This window comes from Synechococcus sp. WH 5701 (assembly GCF_000153045.1).
In the GTDB taxonomy this organism is placed as follows: Bacteria; Cyanobacteriota; Cyanobacteriia; order PCC-6307; family Cyanobiaceae; genus Regnicoccus_A; species Regnicoccus_A antarcticus.
The window spans coordinates 576,449-593,898 of the sequence record NZ_CH724159.1; the positions used below are offsets into that span (position 1 = coordinate 576,449).

At 68.0% G+C, this 17,450-nt stretch carries 17 protein-coding genes; 2 read left to right on the plus strand and 15 right to left on the minus strand.

Annotated elements, in window-relative coordinates; translation table 11 throughout:
• Positions 1-61: 61 nt before the first annotated feature.
• The 15 genes from fba to WH5701_RS03905 all read right to left on the minus strand — a co-directional run bounded on the left by fba (position 62) and on the right by WH5701_RS03905 (position 13,297).
• On the minus strand, positions 62-1,135 hold the full coding sequence (fba, locus tag WH5701_RS03835) for a class II fructose-bisphosphate aldolase (RefSeq protein ID WP_006170648.1): 1,074 nt from the start codon (positions 1,133-1,135) through the stop codon (positions 62-64).
• A 124-nt stretch (positions 1,136-1,259) separates the two neighbouring features.
• Positions 1,260-2,357, minus strand: coding sequence for a Gfo/Idh/MocA family protein (locus tag WH5701_RS03840; RefSeq protein WP_006170650.1), 1,098 nt, complete (start codon positions 2,355-2,357; stop codon positions 1,260-1,262).
• Positions 2,358-2,378: 21 nt separating this feature from the next.
• Positions 2,379-2,777 carry a hypothetical protein gene (locus WH5701_RS03845; protein WP_006170653.1) on the minus strand — a complete coding sequence of 133 codons (399 nt, stop codon included), beginning with the start codon at positions 2,775-2,777 and terminating at the stop codon, positions 2,379-2,381.
• A complete protein-coding gene (accD, locus tag WH5701_RS03850) occupies positions 2,774-3,664 on the minus strand; it encodes an acetyl-CoA carboxylase, carboxyltransferase subunit beta (RefSeq protein ID WP_006170654.1) in 891 nt (296 codons plus the stop codon). The genes WH5701_RS03845 and accD overlap by 4 nt, the downstream gene beginning before the upstream one ends.
• Positions 3,665-3,697: 33 nt before the next feature.
• Positions 3,698-4,546: an A24 family peptidase gene (locus WH5701_RS03855; RefSeq protein ID WP_006170655.1), complete on the minus strand. Its 849-nt coding sequence runs from the start codon at positions 4,544-4,546 to the stop codon at positions 3,698-3,700.
• Between the two features lie 26 nt (positions 4,547-4,572).
• Positions 4,573-4,869, minus strand: coding sequence for a hypothetical protein (locus WH5701_RS03860; protein ID WP_006170656.1), 297 nt, complete (start codon positions 4,867-4,869; stop codon positions 4,573-4,575).
• Between the two features lie 112 nt (positions 4,870-4,981).
• Positions 4,982-5,884 (minus strand): phosphoribulokinase, encoded by a 903-nt coding sequence (locus WH5701_RS03865; RefSeq protein WP_006170657.1) that lies wholly within the window; start codon positions 5,882-5,884, stop codon positions 4,982-4,984.
• An 81-nt stretch (positions 5,885-5,965) separates the two neighbouring features.
• Complete coding sequence (gene leuB, locus WH5701_RS03870; protein ID WP_006170658.1) at positions 5,966-7,039, minus strand: 3-isopropylmalate dehydrogenase; 1,074 nt, start codon at positions 7,037-7,039, stop codon at positions 5,966-5,968.
• A 43-nt stretch (positions 7,040-7,082) separates the two neighbouring features.
• Positions 7,083-8,111: a UDP-3-O-(3-hydroxymyristoyl)glucosamine N-acyltransferase gene (gene lpxD / locus WH5701_RS03875; protein WP_006170659.1), complete on the minus strand. Its 1,029-nt coding sequence runs from the start codon at positions 8,109-8,111 to the stop codon at positions 7,083-7,085.
• A 41-nt stretch (positions 8,112-8,152) separates the two neighbouring features.
• Positions 8,153-9,292, minus strand: a complete 1,140-nt coding sequence (gene proB, locus WH5701_RS03880) for a glutamate 5-kinase (RefSeq protein WP_037979555.1) — start codon at positions 9,290-9,292, stop codon at positions 8,153-8,155.
• Entirely contained in the window at positions 9,289-9,804 is a 516-nt protein-coding gene (locus WH5701_RS03885; protein WP_006170661.1) for a YqeG family HAD IIIA-type phosphatase, read from the minus strand. Before WH5701_RS03885 ends, proB begins: the two co-directional genes overlap by 4 nt.
• Complete coding sequence (locus WH5701_RS03890; protein WP_037979558.1) at positions 9,801-10,370, minus strand: DUF3727 domain-containing protein; 570 nt, start codon at positions 10,368-10,370, stop codon at positions 9,801-9,803. Before WH5701_RS03890 ends, WH5701_RS03885 begins: the two co-directional genes overlap by 4 nt.
• A 19-nt stretch (positions 10,371-10,389) precedes the next feature.
• Complete coding sequence (ruvX, locus tag WH5701_RS03895) at positions 10,390-10,875, minus strand: Holliday junction resolvase RuvX (RefSeq protein ID WP_006170663.1); 486 nt, start codon at positions 10,873-10,875, stop codon at positions 10,390-10,392.
• Positions 10,872-11,963, minus strand: a complete 1,092-nt coding sequence (locus tag WH5701_RS03900; RefSeq protein WP_006170664.1) for a hypothetical protein — start codon at positions 11,961-11,963, stop codon at positions 10,872-10,874. The genes ruvX and WH5701_RS03900 overlap by 4 nt, the downstream gene beginning before the upstream one ends.
• A 113-nt stretch (positions 11,964-12,076) precedes the next feature.
• Positions 12,077-13,297 (minus strand): hypothetical protein, encoded by a 1,221-nt coding sequence (locus tag WH5701_RS03905; RefSeq protein WP_006170665.1) that lies wholly within the window; start codon positions 13,295-13,297, stop codon positions 12,077-12,079.
• 111 nt (positions 13,298-13,408) lie between these two features.
• On the opposite strand from WH5701_RS03905, the gene WH5701_RS03910 reads away from it, so the two are divergent.
• Together WH5701_RS03910 and WH5701_RS03915 are read left to right on the plus strand one after the other, a co-directional pair.
• Complete coding sequence (locus tag WH5701_RS03910) at positions 13,409-14,791, plus strand: PhoH family protein (protein ID WP_006170666.1); 1,383 nt, start codon at positions 13,409-13,411, stop codon at positions 14,789-14,791.
• A 152-nt stretch (positions 14,792-14,943) separates the two neighbouring features.
• Entirely contained in the window at positions 14,944-17,274 is a 2,331-nt protein-coding gene (locus tag WH5701_RS03915; RefSeq protein ID WP_006170667.1) for an arylsulfatase, read from the plus strand.
• Positions 17,275-17,450: the final 176 nt, after the last annotated feature.

A 17,450-nucleotide genomic window follows, 5' to 3' on the forward strand; every position in this document is an offset into this window, starting at 1 on the left:
GGGCCCTTGGTTGATCAGCTAACGCTGTTCAGATGTTCAGCAAAGAAGTGAACCTCAGGCCTCAGACGGCGACGGCGGTCTTGGGATCGAGGCTGCCCTTGGCGTAGAGGGCGGCGTAGTAGTTGATGTTCTGCTGCTTGATCTTGCTGGCCTGGCCGGCGCACCAGAACTGCTGGTAGCGGTCGAGGCACACCTTCTTCATGTAGGCCCGGGCCGGCTTGTTGAAGTGGCGGGGGTCGAAGTTGGCGGGATCCTTGAAGGCCGCCTCACGAACGGCGGCGGTGAAGGCCAGACGGTTGTCGGTGTCGATGTTCACTTTGCGCACCCCGTTCTTGATGCCGTTCTGGATCTCTTCCACCGGCACGCCATAGGTTTCGGGGATGGCACCTCCGAACTTGTTGATCATGTCGAGCCACTCCTGGGGCACGGAGCTGGAGCCGTGCATCACCAGATGGGTGTTGGGGATGGCCTTGTGGATCTCGGCGATCCGGGAGATGGCCAGCACTTCCCCGGTGGGCTTACGGGTGAACTTGTAGGCGCCGTGGCTGGTGCCGATGGCGATCGCCAGGGCATCCACCTTGGTTTTGGCCACGAAGTCGGCGGCCTCGGCGGGATCGGTGAGCAGCTGCTCGCGGGAGAGGGCACCCTCGAAGCCGTGGCCGTCCTCGGCCTCACCCTTGCCGGTTTCCAGGGAACCGAGGCAACCCAGTTCGCCCTCGACGCTCACACCCACGGCGTGGGCCACATCCACCACTTCCTTGGTGACGGCCACGTTGTAGTCGTAGCTGGCGGGGGTCTTGGCGTCGGCCTCGAGCGAGCCGTCCATCATCACGGAGGTGAAGCCGTTGGTGATGGCGCCAAAGCAGGTGGCGGGGCTGTTGCCGTGGTCCTGGTGCATCACCACCGGGATGTCCGGATAGGTTTCGGTGGCGGCGATGATCAGGTGACGCAGAAAGATCTCACCGGCGTACTGACGGGCGCCGCGGGAGGCCTGCAGAATCACGGGGCTGTCGGTTTCGTGCGCCGCCTCCATGATCGACTGGACCTGCTCGAGGTTGTTGACGTTGAACGCCGGGATGCCATAGCCGTTCTCAGCGGCGTGGTCGAGGAGCAGCCGAAGCGGAACGAGGGCCATGGGAAAAACCTCTGGAGGTTGGGTGGGTGGTGCGTCAGGGTCGGCCCCGGAGGACCGGATCACCGGCGTCGGGACCTTGACGCAGGCTGGGCGCGAGTCTAGTTGATCCCCTGTGATTCAGGCCTCAGCGGCCGAGGCTCTGGCGCAGGCCGCTGGCGGCGGCCTCAAGGGCCAGGTCGCAGCAGAGCTGACTGCGCTCTCCTTCGGCCAGGCCCGGCAGCATCGGCCGGCCCTCGCGCACGCTGTCGCTCCACCAGCCCTGCAGCCGCGCCACCGGGGCGATGCGGCCGTCGGCCCAGGTGCGGCCAAAGGCCAGGGCCGGATCGGGCGGCACCGGTTGGGGCGGCTCCCCCGGCCGGGCCAGCCAGAGGTGGAAGCCGTGCACATAGTCAGCCTGGTTGTCGCTGCCCAGGATCAGGCTGGCCTCGCTGCCGTGGAACTCCAGCCAGCAGCCCCGGCCCGCGCGGGTCACCGACGAGAGGCTGAGCTGGGCCGGCACCGACGCCCCGGAGGCTGATTCCAGCTCCAGTTGAAGCAGGGCCACATCGTCGGCATCCACGACTCCGAAGTGCCCCGTGCGTCCAGGCAGGGGCCGCTGGGTGATGGCGGTGGAGAGGCTTGCGCTCAGCTGGCGCACCGGCCCCACCAGCCACTCCAGGCTGTCGAAGGCATGGGTGCCGAGCGAGCCGAGCACACCGCCCCCTTGCGAGCGCTGCGAGGCCCAGCTGAACGGCCTGCTGGGATCGGCACGGCTGCTCATCAGCCAATCGAAGCGCACCAGCCAAGGCTCCCCCAGCACTCCCTGGCTCAGCAGCGCCCGCAGCTGCTGGAACACCGGCACCGCCCGGTACTCAAAATCCACCGCCACGCTCAGGCCCCGCTCAATCGCCAGCCGCCTCAGCTCCCTCACCTGGGCCACTTCCAGGGCGACGGGTTTCTCCAGCAGCAGGTGCTTGCCGGCTTTGAGGGCGGCGAGGGCCAGCTCGAAGCGGGGGCCTGGCGGGGTGGCGATCACCACCGCCTCCACGGTCGGATCGGCCAGCAGCGCTGCAAAGTCGCTGTGGCCCGGCAACTCAGCGGCGCGGCAGGCGGCCTCCAGGCGCTCGGCTCTGGGGTGCCAGAGGGCCACCGGCTCGGTGCCCGGGCAGGCCCGCAGGGCGCTCAGGTGCACCTTCTCACCGAAGCCGAGGCCGGCCACGGCGACCTGGAGGGGTTGACTCATGGCAGCTCGGGGTTCAGAGGATCAACGGGACGCCAGCAGCTCGGAGCCGGCCGCGCAGGCCTGATCCAGCACTTCGCTGATCAGGTCATCTCCGCCTGTGGGCTGCCATTCGGCCTTGAAGCGGGGCAGGCCGTTCACGGACGTGTCGCGGTAGAGCTCCTGACCGCAGTCGAGCTCCATCACGTAGAGCTGGCCTCGATCCTCCGAGGCCGGCTGGAACCGGGTGAGTACCGAGAGCTCACCGCCACGGCTGAGGCGCAGGCTGCCCGTATCCCACCACTGGCGGCCGGCGGTGCTCTCGGGCACCTCCTGCCAGTTCACCGGGCCAGCGCTGGCGGGGCCGGGTCCCGCCGCCAGGGCGATCAGCAACACCGCTGCCGCCAGCACGGCGGCACGCAGACACCGTTGCAGACCGTTCATGCCGCCACCGGTGCCGTGGTCGGGATGGCAGTGACGCCGTGCAGACGCAGCAGGCTGGCCAGGGTGCTGCGCAGGCGGGTGCGCGGCACGATCAGATCAACGAACCCATGCTCCTGCAGGTACTCGGCGGTCTGGAAGCCTTCGGGCAGCTTTTCGCGCAGGGTCTGCTCGATCACCCGCCTGCCGGCAAAGCCGATCAGGGCCTTGGGCTCGGCCAGGATCAGGTCGCCCAGCATGGCGAAGCTCGCCGTTACCCCGCCGGTGGTGGGATGGGTGAGCAGGGGGATGTAGAGGAGTTCCTGCTGGCGGTGGCGCTGCAGGGCACCGGAGATCTTGGCCATCTGCATCAGGCTGAGCATCCCTTCCTGCATGCGGGCGCCGCCGGAGGCGCAGACGATCAGCAGGGGCTGGCGCCGTTCGGTGGCCTGCTCGATCAGCCGGGTGAGCTTCTCGCCCACCACCGAACCCATTGAACCGCCCATGAAGCGGAAATCCATCACCCCCAGCGAGAGGGGCAGGCTCTCAAGGCGGCAGTGGCCGGTGACCACCGCATCGCGCAGCCCGGTGGATTGCTGGGTGTCGCGCAGGCGGTCGGCGTAGCTGCGACGGTCCTTGAAGGCGAGGGGATCGGTGGGGGCTAGCTCGCTGTCGATGGCGCTGAAGCTGCCCTCATCGGCGATCACCCGGATGCGGGCGTCACTGTCGATGCGGTGGTGGTAAGAGCAGCCGCTGCAGACGCTGGCGTTGGCAATCAGATCCTTGCGGTACACCACAAGCCCGCATTCCGGGCACTTGCTCCAGAGTCCGTCCCCGTCTTCGACCTCCTGGGTGGCGCGCACGACCGGATTGGCCTTGCGGCGATCGGCGAACCAGTCGAACAGGGACACGGGATGGGACCTGGCAACGGAGCGGTGACTCCATTAAAGGGTGGCGCCCCACCGGCTCCATTGCTGCAGCCACCAGCCCTCCCCCGCCAGCCAGACCGCCAGGCCCCCAAGGGCGAGAAAGGGGCCGAAGGGAAAGGGTTGAGCTGGCTGGAGCCTTCCGCTCAGCCGGCCGAGAAGTCCCACCACCGCACCGCTGAACACCGCCAGGGTCACCGCCAGGCCCATGCCCGTGAGCCCGAGCCAGGCCCCCAGCAGGGCGGTGAGCTTGGCGTCGCCCAGCCCCAGGGCCGGTTTGCCCATCAGCCGCTCGGCCAGGGCACTGAGCCCCTCGAAGGCGAGCAGCCCCAGACAGGCGGCGAGCAGGTGATTGAAGAGCAGGGTACGGGCGACCTCCCCTGACTGGCTGAGGCCGGCGGCGAGGGTGACCGCCAGGCCCAGCAGCAGACCCCAGCGGCAGAGGGGTTCCGGCAGCCAGAGATGGTCGCAGTCGATCAGCAGCAGCGGCAGCAGCCAGCTGATCAGCAGCCAGCCGGCGCCGATCAGCAGCCAGGCGGGCGCGTCCCCCAGAGCGGTGGGGCTGGCCTGAAGGGCGGCCACCCAGAGACCGGCGCAGAGCAGTTCCACCAGGGGGTAGCGGGGGGAGATCGGGCCCCGGCAGTGACCGCAGCGGCCCCGTAGCAGCAGCCAGCCCAGCACCGGCAGGTTCTGGTGCCAGGCCAGGTGCACTCCGCAGCGGGGGCAGTGGCTGGCGGGCAGAACGACCGACTCCCGCCGTGGCAGCCTCCAGCCCACCACGTTGAGAAAGCTGCCGACGCAGGCCCCAACGAGGGCCACCAGCAGGGGCATCAGGAGGTTGGCGGCCGTGTCGGGCTTCACAGGCATGGCACTAAGGCGCGGTTGGCGTTCGCTCAGCCACGCTGGGGACTTCGGATCGTGCGGGGTCGACCAGCGCTGCGGCCGCGGATCAGTTCCAGAGGCACGAATTGCTCATGCGGTAGGAGCACCGGTGCCTCAAACACCACCCGGCCCTGGCCACCGCCGCTTTCGAGCACGATTCCGATCGGCTCCGCCCCCCCAGGGCATTGCTCCACGTAGTGGAAATAGACGCGGCGTGCCTGCTTGATGACCACGCCGCTGTTGATCTGATCCCAGCGCACCGGAGGGTTGCCGGGATTGGAGGCACCTCGGATCTCGAAAGACGGCATGGGCGCCCTTCCGGAACCGGTGGAAGCCGCCGGGGATGTGGGGTCGAATGATGGAGGTGTGGCGAAGGTAATCGGCCTCACCCATTCCGATCGGCCCCTGCAGCTTAATCGCTCAGGCGAGTTTGTTCTTATCCTCGATCATGCGGTGAATGATCGGAGTGAGGATCAGCTCCATGGCGAAGCCCATCTTGCCGCCGTTGACCACGATGCTGGTGGGGCTCGACATGAAGGAGCCGTTGATCATCCGCAGCAGATAGGAGAAATCGATGCCCCATTTCTCACGGGCTCCCTTGCGGAAGTGGATGATCACAAAGCTCTCGTCCGGGGTGGGGATGTTGCGACAGATGAACGGGTTGGAGGTGTCCACCGTGGGCACCCTCTGGAAGTTGATGTCGGTACGGCTGAACTGCGGGCAGATGTGGTTGATGTAGTCGGGCATGCGGCGCAGGATCGTGTCCACGATCGTCTCGGCTGAATAGCCCCGCTCGGCGTTGTCACGGCTGATCTTCTGGATCCACTCCAGGTTGGCGATCGGCACCACGCCGATCAGCAGATCGACCAGGGAGGCCACGTCGTAGCCGTCGCCGACCACGCCGCCGTGCAGGCCTTCGTAGAAGAGCAGGTCGGTCTCTGAGGGAATCGGCTCCCACGGGGTGAACTGGCCGGGCTCCAGCTGGGTGCCGAGACGCGCGTTGTGCTCGGCAGCTTCCTCCACGGAGTGGAGGTAGTAGCGCTTCTGGCCGCCACCGGTTTCGCCGTACGACTGGAACTGCTCGGCCAGCTTGTCGAACAGGTTGGCCTCGGGGCCGAAGTGAGAGAAGTTGACCCCGGAAGCCTGGGCCTGGGCCATCTGCTCCTTCATCGGGCCACGCTCGAAGCGGTGGAAGCTGTCTCCTTCGACAACCGCCGGCACGATCCCCTCCCGCTGGAAGATGTGCTCGAAGGCACGCTTGACGGTGCTGGTCCCCGCGCCCGAGGAACCGGTGACAGCTACAACCGGGTGACGCTTGGACATCGGCGCAGGGCGGGAGGATGAAGGAATCGAGTTTGGCAGGTCACCGGTCCGGCAGCACTCGGCTGCCAGCGGTGCAGCCGCTCAGAGCACCGCCAGCAGCTGTTCGCCCATGGCCGAGCAGCCCAGCTGGGTGCAGCCCTCGGCCATCAGATCGCCCGTGCGGTATCCGGCGCTGAGCACCCGGTCGACGGCCGCTTCCAGCTCGCAGGCCGCCGCCTCCTGCTTCAGGCCCACCCGCAGCATCATTGCGGCCGAGAGCACCATCGCCATCGGGTTGGCCAGGTCAGCCCCGGCGATGTCGGGGGCGGAGCCGTGCACCGGCTCGAACAGGCCGGGCCCTTCGGCGCCCAGCGAAGCCGAAGGCAGCATGCCGATCGAGCCGGTGAGCATCGCCGCCTCGTCGCTAAGGATGTCGCCGAAGAGGTTGCCGGTGAGCAGCACGTCGAACTGGCGAGGCGCGCGCACCAGCTGCATCGCGGCGTTGTCGACGTAGAGGTGGCTGAGCTCCACCTGGGGATATTCGGCGGCGATCACCTCCACCCGGTCGCGCCAGAGTTGGCTGACATCAAGCACGTTGGCCTTGTCGACGCTGCAGAGCCTGCCGCCACGCTCGCGCGCCAACTGGAAGGCCACCCTGGCGATCCGGTCGATCTCGTCGTCGGCATAGACCATGGTGTTGAAAGCCCGAACCCGGCCTTCGGCCTCCACCCGCCCCTTGGGTGTGCCGAAGTAGATGCCGCCGGTGAGTTCGCGCACCACCAGCAGATCCACCCCGGTGATCACCTCCGGCCGCAGGGTGCTGGCCCCGATCAAGGCCGGAATGATCTTCACCGGGCGCAGGTTGGCGAACAGGCCAAGGCCCGACCTGAGGCCCAGAAGGCCGGTTTCAGGCCGCTGCTCCCGGGGCAGGGCATCGAAGCGGGGGCTGCCGATCGCAGCCAGCAGCACGGCGTCGGCGCTGCGGCAGGCCGCCAGGGTGGTCTCCGGCAGGGGCACACCCGTGCGGTCGATGGCGTCGCCACCGATGGGCTGCTCGTCGTAGGTGAGGCCGAAGCCATGGCGCACGCTCACCGCATCGAGCAGGCGCCGCGCCACGGCCGTGATCTCCGGTCCGATGCCGTCGCCGGGGAGCAGGGTGATGCGGTAGCTGGTCATTGGCTGCAGGCCCGCGGAGGTGAAGAATGCGCTGGGCGCGAGGCTACTTCTGCAGCTGGCGCAGGGTCTTCGCCATCTCCGGCAACTTGTTGAAAGCTGCGGAGCAGCGCAGCCACAAGCGGTTGGGGATGGCCGGGTAGCCGCTCACCACCTCGCCGGCGGCCACCTCCCCGTGGATCCCCGACTTGGAGGAGGCGATGGCGCGATCACCGATCCTGGCCCGGTTGGCCACGCCCACCTGCCCCGCCAGGATCACCCCATCGCCGAGGGTGGCGCCGCCGGCGATGCCCACCTGGGAGGCCAGGGCACAGCCGCGGCCGGTGACCACCCCATGGCCGATCTGAACCAGGTTGTCGATCTTGGTGCCGGCGCCGATGCGGGTTTCCCCCACCGAGGGGCGATCGATGGTGGTGCCGCAGCCCACTTCCACCCCCTCCTCCAGCACCACCAGCCCGGTCTGCGGCATCTTGCGCCAGCCGCTGGCGGTGGGCACGAAGCCGAACCCCTCCGAGCCCACCACCGCCGTGGAGTGGACCACGCAGCCGCGGGCCAGGCGGCTGCCGGGGTGCAGCACCGCATTGGCGTGGATCTCGCAGCCCTCGGCCAGCTGCACGTCGTCGTAGAGGACGGCACCGGCGTGGAGGGTGCAGTCATCGCCGATCACGCTGCCCTCACCCACCACCACATGGGCACCGATGTGCACTCCCCGCCCCAGGCTTGCCCCCGGGGCGACCACGGCGCTGGGGTGGATGCCGGGCGGCAGGCGGCGGGGGGGGTGCAGGGCCTCGAGGGCCTCGGCGAAGGCCAGCCGCGGGTTCTTCAGGGCCACCCAGGCGATGCCCCGGGCACTGGCGAGCTCCTGCAGCGCGGCATCGGCCGGCAAGAGCAGAGCGCCTGCCGCGCAGGTTTCGAGAGCTGCCGCCAGGCTGTGGCCGGGCTCGAGAAAGGCCAGCTCCGCCGCGCCAGCCCGGTCGACGGCCGCCGCCGTGATCAGCTCAGGATCAGTGGCCAGGTCTCTCGGGCTGGCCTCGCTCAGCTCGCTCAGGTGCGTGAGCAAGGTGCTGAAGCGCATTGCTGGGATCGCGGCCGGCGGGCGGATCGTAGGGCGGCCCCTCAGCCCGGGACTGCCGCCGGCGCGGTGAGCACCAGGTGGTCGCGGTGGACCACGGCATCGCCAGCGCCGTGCTCCAGGGTGCTCTCGGCCGCCTGGCTGCTCAGCCCCAGCACCTGGGCCACCTCAGCGCTGCTGAGGGCAGAGAGGCCGCGGCCGATCTCCCGCCCTTCCAGAGACAGAAGCCGTACGGCATCCCGGCGTTCGAACTCCCCGTTGACGGCGCGGATGCCCACCGCCAGCAGGGAGGCCCCCCGCTCGATCAGGGCCCGCTCGGCGCCGGGGTCGATCAGCAGCTCCCCCTTGGGCAGCAGGGCATGGGCCAGCCAGCCCTTGCGGTCGGGCAGGGGGCTGGGGCTGGGCCGGAAGAGGGTGCCGAGGCGCTCGCCGGCCAGCAGGGCTTCGAGCACCGCTGGATCGCGGCCATCGGCCAGGCGCACGGCAATCCCGCTGGAGGTGGCGATGCGGGCGGCGGCCAGCTTGGTGGTCATGCCGCCGGTTCCCCATCGCCCGCCGCCCTGGGCCACGCCGCTGAGGCGCTCCAGCTCCAGCAGATCGCGCACTTCCTCGATCGGCTGGGCACTGGCATCGCTGCGGGGATCGCCCGAATAGAGCCGATCCACATCGGTGAGCAGCACCAGCTCATCGGCGCCGATCGCCACCGCCACCAGGGCCGAGAGGGTGTCGTTGTCGCCGAAACGCAGTTCGTCGGTGGCGAGGGTGTCGTTCTCGTTGACCACGGGCACCACGCCCCAGCTGAGCAGCTGCTCCAGGGTGCGGCAGGCATTCTGGTAGCGGCGGCGGGAGGCCAGGTCGCCGCGGGTGAGCAGCACCTGGGCCACGGAAGTGTCGTGCTGGGCGAAGGCCGTTTCGTAGAGACGCATCAGCCGGCCCTGGCCCACGGCGGCGGCGGCCTGAAGGGCCACCACCTCCTCGGGGCGCTGCCCAAACCCAAGGGCATGGCAGCCCAGGCCCACCGCACCGCTGGTGACCAGGGCGATGGCCTCCCCCAGCTGGCGCCGCCGGCTGAGGCTGGCGGCCAGGCCGGCGATCACCGCTTCGGTGTCGCGCTGGGCGGTGCCGCGCAGCAGGCTGGTGCCCACCTTGATCACGCGGCGTGTCGGGGGGGTAGGCGGCGTCATCGGTTCCACTCGGTGCCCACCAGCCGCGCCAGTCGCACCTCCAGGCGCTGCAGGCGATCCTGCTGGCAGGGTCGACCCTCCGGACCGACGGGCTTCACCAGCACGGTGAACAGACCGAGGCGGTTGCCCACGAGCACATCAGTGAAGAGGCGATCACCGGCCAGGGCCACCTGCTCGGGAGGGAGGTCGAGGTCGGCCAGCACCCGGCGCAGGGCGCTGCGGCGGGGTTTGCCCGCCGAGGTGGTGAAGGGCAAATCAAGCTGCCGGGCCACCGAGCCGATCCGACGCCTGGAGGGGTTGTTGCTGAACAGGTGCAGCCGCAGACGATCCTTGGCCTGCCGCAGCCACGCCTCCATCAGCGGGGGCATCTCGGCCTGGCGGCGGGGAAGCAAGGTGCGGTCCACGTCCAGCACCAGGGCGCGAATACCACGATCGAGCAGGCTCTCCAGGGGCATCTGGGCCAGGGTGGTGCTCAGCACCCAGTCAGGGCGCAACAGCTGCTGGAGTTTCACCCAACGCTCTCCCGGTCCTCGAGCTCGGCCTCGATGCGCGGCTGCACCCGCTCGAATTCCTCCCCTTCCACCAGCACCGCTTCGTTGTTCTGCATCCGGGCCACGACGAAGAAGGGATCGAGGGGGATGTAGAGGCCGTATTCCTGGTCTTCGGCGCGGAACTGGATCAACATCTCGTAGAGGTCGGTCTCCTCGTCGCCATCACCATCTCCCTGGAGATCGTCCTCGAGGTCATCGGGGTCCGGTTCCTCCAGTTCACCGCTCACGGTGAGGGTCACCGCCGAGCGCACCAGGGTCAGGTCGTGCTCCTGCAGCACCACGTCGGCCACGGTGAGGATCGATTCGGCGGCATCGACCTCCTCGACCACCTCGTCTTCCTCGTCGTCGCCCTCGGCGATGCGCACCAGGCAGACCGGGGTGTCCACCGGCGTGAGCAGGGCGTAGTCGTGGCCATCGAGGGGGATCAGTTGCTCGAGAAAGCAGAGCAGCTGGCGGTTCTGGCCATCACGAACGAGCACCGTGGGCACGTCACCGGATCCAGTGATCGACGGTCCTTCGGCACTCATGGGGAATCAGCAGGTCCCATCAGAATGTCTCAGCGCCGGCCGGCCGGTCGAGCCTCGGTGTCGCTGGGCTGACCGGAAGGGCTTCGGGGCCTTCCCGCAGCCACTGCTCCAGCAGCAGGGCCGCCGCGGCGCTGTCGAGCTGGCCGCTGCGGTCCCCGTGCAGCCCGCGGCGCTCGCCCGCCTCCCAGCTGCTGCCGTGTTCATCCACCCAGGCCAGGGGCAGCTCCAGGGCCTGGGCCAGGCGCTGGCCGTAGCGGCGGCAGTGCCTGGCCTGCACGGTGGGCTGCTGACTGGCATCGAGGGGCAGCCCCACCACCAGGGCCTGCACGCGGCGCTGGGCCACCAGGGGGCGCAGCCGCTCGAGATCGGCGGGGAAAGCTCCACGGGCCAGTGGAGCCAGGGGGGTGACGGTCAGTCCGAGGGGGTCGCAGCCGGCCAGACCAATCCGCCGCCGGCCCACATCGAGAGCCAGAACTGAGCGGGGCGGCGGCGGCTGGCGGCTCAACGGCCGCTGCCCGGGGCCTGGGGACAGCCGAGGGCCTGGGGGCCGTGGTGGCCGCCCACTCCCCGCTGCAGCGGGGTGGGAACGGGGCGGCGGCGGGGCTTGAAGGGGTCGAGCACGGTGTCGAGCCGCCAGGACTGGCGGCTGAGCACGCGCGAATCCTGCCGCCGCCAGACACTGCGGGCCATCAACAGCTCCTCCCCCTCAGCCACCGCGCCGAGGTGGCTGAGCCAGCCTTCGCGTTCATGGTCGTCAGTGTCGCTGCGCAGGCGCAGGGGTGAGACTCCGCCAGCCTGATGCCTCACCAGCCTCGCCAGAGCGGGGCCATGCAGATGGGACCAACCGGGGTGCAGGGTCACTTCCAGCTCCGCTGGACCCAGGCGGTGGTTGCGCAGCCGGCGCACCGCCGCCACCGCCTGCTGGCGGCTGGTGTCCACCCAGAGCAGCCCCCGCCCGTCGCTCTGATCGAGCACGTCCTCGATACGGCGATCCAGCAGCTGGCGCAACTGGGCCGGGCAGGTGGCCTGCTCCAGGTGCCAGAGCAGAGGGGCGCTGCGTCGGTTGAGAGGGCGCAGCTGCAGGTCGATGCCGGCCGGCACGGCCGCCGGCTGGCTGGTGCCGGCTTCGGCCGGATCCGGCTCCCAGTACCAGAGGGTTTCCTGGAGCAGCGGCTGGAACCCCTGCTCCCGCAGCAGGGCCAGGCGGTCCTGGTGAGCGGCGGGGACCCTGGTGATCCAGCTGGAGGCCCCAGGGCAGCGGTGGAGGGCCTCGCGCAGCAGGGCTCCCTCCACCTGCCTGGCGGTGGGAGATCCCGGTTCGCTCAGGGCTCCGCGGCAGAGACGCAACTCCTCCACCCCCCAGCAACTGCCGCTGCGGTTGAGCCGTCGCACCACGCTCAGGCCCAGCAGGCGATCACCGCCGCTGTGAGCCACCAGCACTTCAGGGGCCAGAGGGGGGCGCCGCACGAGGGTGTTCAGCAGCCGCTCAGGGGTCTGCAGCAACAGCGCTTTCTGCAGCAGGGGTTGCAGATCGATGACGGCGGCGTCCTGCAGGTGCGGCAGCATCCAACCCTGCAGGGGGGAGACCTGCACGTCCCCAGGGCCGGCGAGTGAATCACCTCCCGGGGAACGGGTTGGAGTGGGGTGACGCACGGAAGAACCGCTGATGATCAACTGTATCGGGGCGAGACAGGGACCTTGAGGCTTCAGGCGGGTCGGACCAGCACAAGGGGTGTGCGTTCGTTGGCGTTGCCGGCCGGGTTGGGACGCAGGGCACGCCTGAGCAGGTCTTCGTCGCAGCCAGCGCTGGAGGCGAGCACCTTGACCCGCCCGAGATCGTTGACATCAACCACCGCCACCGGCACCCCAAGAGCCTGGGCAAGCTCCTGACAGCAGCGTTCGGGCTGATCGGGACCAAGCACGATCGTCTGGTCGTAGGGAGGGGTGGTGCCGGTGATGTCGTCGATCAGCCGGGCCTGCTCACCGGCGAGGCGGTAGAAGCCGCCTTTGCTGCCCACCAGCTTCATCAGGCTGCCGGCCAGCCAGGCGCAGAGCACCCGCGCCGGCCCCACGGTGTCGATCAGGCTCTGCAGGCCGCAGGCTGTGGCCAGGCTGCTGGTGGGATGAAAGACGCGGCAGAGCAGCCGGGCCAGGCAGGAGGGCTCCACCATGGACGGGTGCTGGTAACGCCCCTGGATCACCGCCAGGGGCGTTTCGCCGATGGTGAGGATGTCGCCTGGACGCAGCACCGGCCCGGCATAGCGGCTCAATACCTCGGCGGGATCATCGAGCACCCCCAGCAGGTGGGTGGGTACCGCCAGCACCTGGCAGCCGTCGCCGTCGCGCCAGGCAGCAGTGGCCGGATCGAGTGGTTCGGGATGTCGCACCGGCACCAGGAAGCCCTGGCGCCGCTCCAGGCGACCGAACGGTCCGTAATTGACCCAGATCACCTCCAGCCAGAGGGTGTCGAGCAGGTCCTCCAGGATGGTGTGCCGCTCCTCAGGGCTTGGCCCGGTCGCGCCGCCGGGCAGGCTGATGCTCACGCTGGCCCTGAGCTGGGTGCTCTTGTGCCCTTTGACGATGTAGGCCGCCCAGTAGCCATCGGGCCGGCTCGGCTCGTCGGGGTGGTCGGCGACGATCCTGGTGCTCACCCTCAGGCGGGAGAGATCCTGGCGGCCGAGCACGGTGGGTCGCAACTGCAGCTCGGGCACCATCACCTCCATGCGGGCATGGGGATTGGCGATGCGGAAGCTGCCCTCCAGCGTCACGGCGCCCTTGTTGGTCCAGCGGGTGGTCCAGGGTCCCGAACTCAGGCGCAGGGGTGAGGCCGGCCGCAGGCGGTGGCGTAACTCCAGCCAGAGCAGGGTGAGGCCGAAGAGCAGCGCCAGAAGCAGCAGCGCGCAGAGCAAGGGAGGCAGGGACGGCAAGGGGCAGGGGCGCCGGGTCTGCGGGAGCGTAGATCGTGTCTGGGGCCAGGCGCTGGCGGGGTGGACACCGCCGCGGCCTAGGTTCAACCGCTGGCCATTGCGGCGCGGGTGATGAAGAAGACCTTCGTTCTCGACACGAACGTGCTGCTGCACGATCCCCTGGCGATCACCCGCTTCGAAGACAACACGGTGGTGATCCCGATCGAGGTGGTCGAGGAGATCGACCGCTTCAAGCGTGATTCCTCCGAGAGGGGCCGCAATGCCCGCCAGACCTCCCGCCTGCTCGATGAGCTGCGCGGCAAGGGCAACCTCTCCGAGGGGGTGGAGATCAATGCGGAGCACCACGGCCTGCTCAAGGTGGTGTTCTGCCGCAACGAAACTCTCGCCCAGCTGCCGCCTGAGCTGAAATCCGGCAATGGCGATAACAACATCCTGGCGGTGGCGCTGGAGCAGCGCCTCCAGGACGTGATGGGCAACCAGCCCCCCGTGGTGCTGGTCACCAAGGACACCAACCTGCGCATCAAGGCCGATGCGGTGGGTCTCATCGCCCAGGACTACAGCACCGACAAGGTGGCGATCGCCGACCTCTACCCGGGCTTCAGCGAGTGGGTGGTGACGGCAGAGCAGATCGACCAGCTGCACCAGCAGGGATCCGTGGCCCTCGACCAGCTGCCGCCGCGGTTGCCGCCCCAGCCGCCGCTGCTGCCCAACGAAGGGGTGACCCTGGTGGATGCCCTGCAACCCCAGCACACCCTGCTGGCGCGGGCGGACGCGGAGGCCAGGGGTTTGCGGACCCTGCAGAAGGTGACCCGGATCAAGCTGGGACGGGTCAGCCCCCGCAACCGGGAGCAGACCTTCGCCCTTGATCTGCTGCTGGATCCGGCCATCAGTCTGGTGACCCTGGTGGGCAAGGCCGGCACCGGCAAGACCCTGCTGGCCCTGGCCGCCGGGCTGCATCAGGTGGCCGATGATCACCTCTACGACCGCCTGCTGGTGACCCGGCCGGTGATTCCCCTGGGCAAGGACATCGGCTTCCTTCCCGGCGATTTTCAGGAGAAGATGGGTCCCTGGATGCAGCCCATCATCGACAACCTCGACTACCTGCTCGGTGGTGAAGAAACGTCCCAAGGCAGCATGCGCTCCAGCCGAGGTCCGCGCAGCAACTGGTCGGACCTCAAGGGCATGGGCCTGCTGGAGGTGGAGGCGATCACCTACATCCGCGGGCGCTCGATCCCGCGCCAGTACATGGTGGTGGATGAGGCCCAGAACCTCACGCCCCATGAGGTGAAGACGATCGTCACCCGGGTGGGAGAGGGGACCAAGATCGTGCTCACCGGCGATCCGTATCAGATCGACAATCCCTATGTGGACGCCGACAGCAACGGCCTCACCTGGCTGGTGGAACGCTTCAAGGGTCAGCGGCTGGCGGGCCACGTCACCCTGCTCAAGGGTGAGCGTTCCCCTCTGGCGGAGCTGGCGGCGAACCTGCTGTAGCAGCTTCAACGATTCATCACGGGGACTCATCAAGGCCACAGGGCGTTGACAGCCTTGCGGCATCGGGGCGCGCCACACCCAGCGTCACTGCCCTTCGTTCACGGCACAGGAACATGAGCAATCAAACCAGGAAACACCGCTCCCACCTGCCGATGCCGAACACGGTGCGGCCGGGACTGATCACCTACGACGCAAAGGATCCCGATACCTCATTCCCGCCGATCGAGCAGTTGCGGCCGCCCGAAGGAGCGCCGAACGTGCTGATCGTTCTCATCGATGATGCCGGGTTCGGCTCCGCCAGCGCCTTCGGTGGCCCTTGCCAGACGCCCACGGCAGAGAAACTGGCTGCTGGCGGTCTGAAGTTCAACCGCTTCCACAGCACCGCTCTGTGCTCGCCTTCGCGTCAGGCGCTGCTCACCGGGCGCAACCACCACTCTGCCGGCATGGGCGGAATCACCGAGATCGCCACGGGTGCGCCGGGCTACTGCTCGGTTCTGCCTAACAGCATGGCCCCTCTGGCCAAAACATTGAGGCTGAATGGCTACGCCACCGCGCAGTTCGGCAAGTGCCATGAAGTACCGGTGTGGCAGACCAGCCCCGTCGGACCGTTTGACGCCTGGCCGACGGGCGGCGGCGGCTTCGATCATTTCTATGGCTTCGTCGGCGGTGAAGCCAATCAGTGGTACCCCACGCTGTATGAAGGCACCACACCGGTGGAGCCGGACAAGACACCAGAGCAGGGCTATCACCTCATGGAGGACATGGCCGACAAGGCCCTGAACTGGATCGGGCAGCAGAAAGCACTGACGCCCGATCAGCCCTTCTTCGCCTATTTCGCGCCTGGCGCCACCCATGCTCCGCACCACGTGCCAAAGGAATGGGCCGATCAATACAAAGGCCAATTCGATGCAGGCTGGGATGCTCTGCGCGAGCAGACGATCGCCCGCCAGAAGCAATTGGGTGTGATCCCTCCGGAATGCGAACTTACCGACCGCCATGGCGAGATACCCGCTTGGGAGGAGATGCCGGAGGCCTTCCGCCCGGTGCTGAGCCGCCAGATGGAAGTCTATGCCGGCTTCATGGCCTATACCGACCATCACGTGGGGCGCATTGTCGAGAGCCTTGAAAAGCTCGGCATACTCGAGGACACACTTATTTATTATATCATTGGCGACAATGGCGCCTCTGCCGAGGGCTCATTGAACGGCTGTTTCAATGAGATGAGCTATTTCAATGGCCTGCAGGCGCTGGAAACGCCTGAGTACCTGACGGAGCGGCTCGACAAGCTGGGCGGGCCAGAGTCCTACAACCACTACGCCGTGGGCTGGGCCCACGCGATGAACACGCCTTACCAGTGGACCAAGCAGGTGGCGTCCCACTTCGGAGGCACCCGCAATGGCACCGTCGTCCACTGGCCCAGGGGCATCAGAGCCAAGGGCGAGATCCGCTCCCAGTTCACCCACTTGATTGATGTGGCACCGACGATCCTGGAGGCGGCCGGCCTGCCGGAACCCGTGTCCGTCGATGGAATCCAGCAGGATCCGATCGAAGGGGTGAGCATGCTTTACACCTTCGATGATCCGGGCGCCGCTGAGCGGCACGAAACCCAGTACTTCGAGATGTTCGGCAACCGCGGCATCTATCACAAGGGATGGACGGCCGTGACCCACCACTCCACACCCTGGGTTCAGGCTGTTCCGCCTGCCCTCGATGACGACGTCTGGGAGTTGTATGACACGAGTAAAGACTGGAGCCAGGCGAAGGATCTTGCCAGAGAAATGCCGCAGAAACTGCACGAACTGCAGCGCCTCTGGTTGATCGAGGCGACGCGCTACAAGGTGCTGCCGATCGACGATCGGCTGCTCGAGAAGCTCAACCCCGACACAGCTGGCCGCCCGACCCTGATCAAGGGCAAGACGCAACTGTTGTTCGAGGGCATGGGCCGCCTGTCGGAGAATTGCGTTCTCAACATCAAGAACAAATCCCACTCGGTCACGGCCGAAATCGTGGTACCGGAGAAGGGCGCCGAGGGGGTGATCATCTCCCAGGGCGCGAACATCGGCGGCTGGAGCCTTTATGCCAAAGGGGGGAAACTCAAGTACTGCTACAACTGGGGCGGCTTCCAGCGGTTCTACGTGGAGGGGGAGTCGCCCATCCCTGCTGGTGAACACCAGGTGCGGATGGAGTTCGCCTATGCCGGCGGCGGCCTGGGCAAAGGCGGCACCGTCACGCTCTACACCGACGGCCAGAAGGTGGGCGAAGGCCAGATCGGCGCCACTCTGGCGATGATCTTCTCCGCCGATGACGGTTGCGACATCGGCGAGGACAGTGGCGCTCCTGTGTCGGAGGACTATGGTCCCCGCGGCAATGCCTTCAATGGCCAGGTCAAGGGCGTGCAGCTTGCGATCGATGAGGCGGCCGAGAGCCTGGATCACCGCATCGATCCGGCCGTGGCGATCCAATTGGCCATGGCGCGGCAATGAGCCGATCGCTGCGGATCGAGCCGCGCTGGCCGGCCGGTCTGGCGGTCCTGGCTGGCAGTCCTGCTGATGGCGGCAGCGTTGACCCCGGTGGTGGCCGTTGGTGTGACGGGCGGTCAGGCTGGGTGGTTACTGAGGGCCTCCTGAAAAAGCTATTGCTCGGGCCAGCCTCTGATCCA

Coding starts and splice junctions, on each gene's coding strand:
- fba (WP_006170648.1), bottom strand. CDS start 1,135: ATGGCCCTCGTTCCGCTTCGGCTGCTCCTCGACCACGCCGCTGAGAAC.
- WH5701_RS03840 (WP_006170650.1), bottom strand. CDS start 2,357: ATGAGTCAACCCCTCCAGGTCGCCGTGGCCGGCCTCGGCTTCGGTGAG.
- WH5701_RS03845 (WP_006170653.1), bottom strand. CDS start 2,777: ATGAACGGTCTGCAACGGTGTCTGCGTGCCGCCGTGCTGGCGGCAGCG.
- WH5701_RS03855 (WP_006170655.1), bottom strand. CDS start 4,546: ATGCCTGTGAAGCCCGACACGGCCGCCAACCTCCTGATGCCCCTGCTG.
- WH5701_RS03860 (WP_006170656.1), bottom strand. CDS start 4,869: ATGCCGTCTTTCGAGATCCGAGGTGCCTCCAATCCCGGCAACCCTCCG.
- WH5701_RS03865 (WP_006170657.1), bottom strand. CDS start 5,884: ATGTCCAAGCGTCACCCGGTTGTAGCTGTCACCGGTTCCTCGGGCGCG.
- leuB (WP_006170658.1), bottom strand. CDS start 7,039: ATGACCAGCTACCGCATCACCCTGCTCCCCGGCGACGGCATCGGACCG.
- lpxD (WP_006170659.1), bottom strand. CDS start 8,111: ATGCGCTTCAGCACCTTGCTCACGCACCTGAGCGAGCTGAGCGAGGCC.
- proB (WP_037979555.1), bottom strand. CDS start 9,292: ATGACGCCGCCTACCCCCCCGACACGCCGCGTGATCAAGGTGGGCACC.
- WH5701_RS03890 (WP_037979558.1), bottom strand. CDS start 10,370: ATGAGTGCCGAAGGACCGTCGATCACTGGATCCGGTGACGTGCCCACG.
- WH5701_RS03910 (WP_006170666.1), top strand. CDS start 13,409: ATGAAGAAGACCTTCGTTCTCGACACGAACGTGCTGCTGCACGATCCC.
- WH5701_RS03915 (WP_006170667.1), top strand. CDS start 14,944: ATGCCGAACACGGTGCGGCCGGGACTGATCACCTACGACGCAAAGGAT.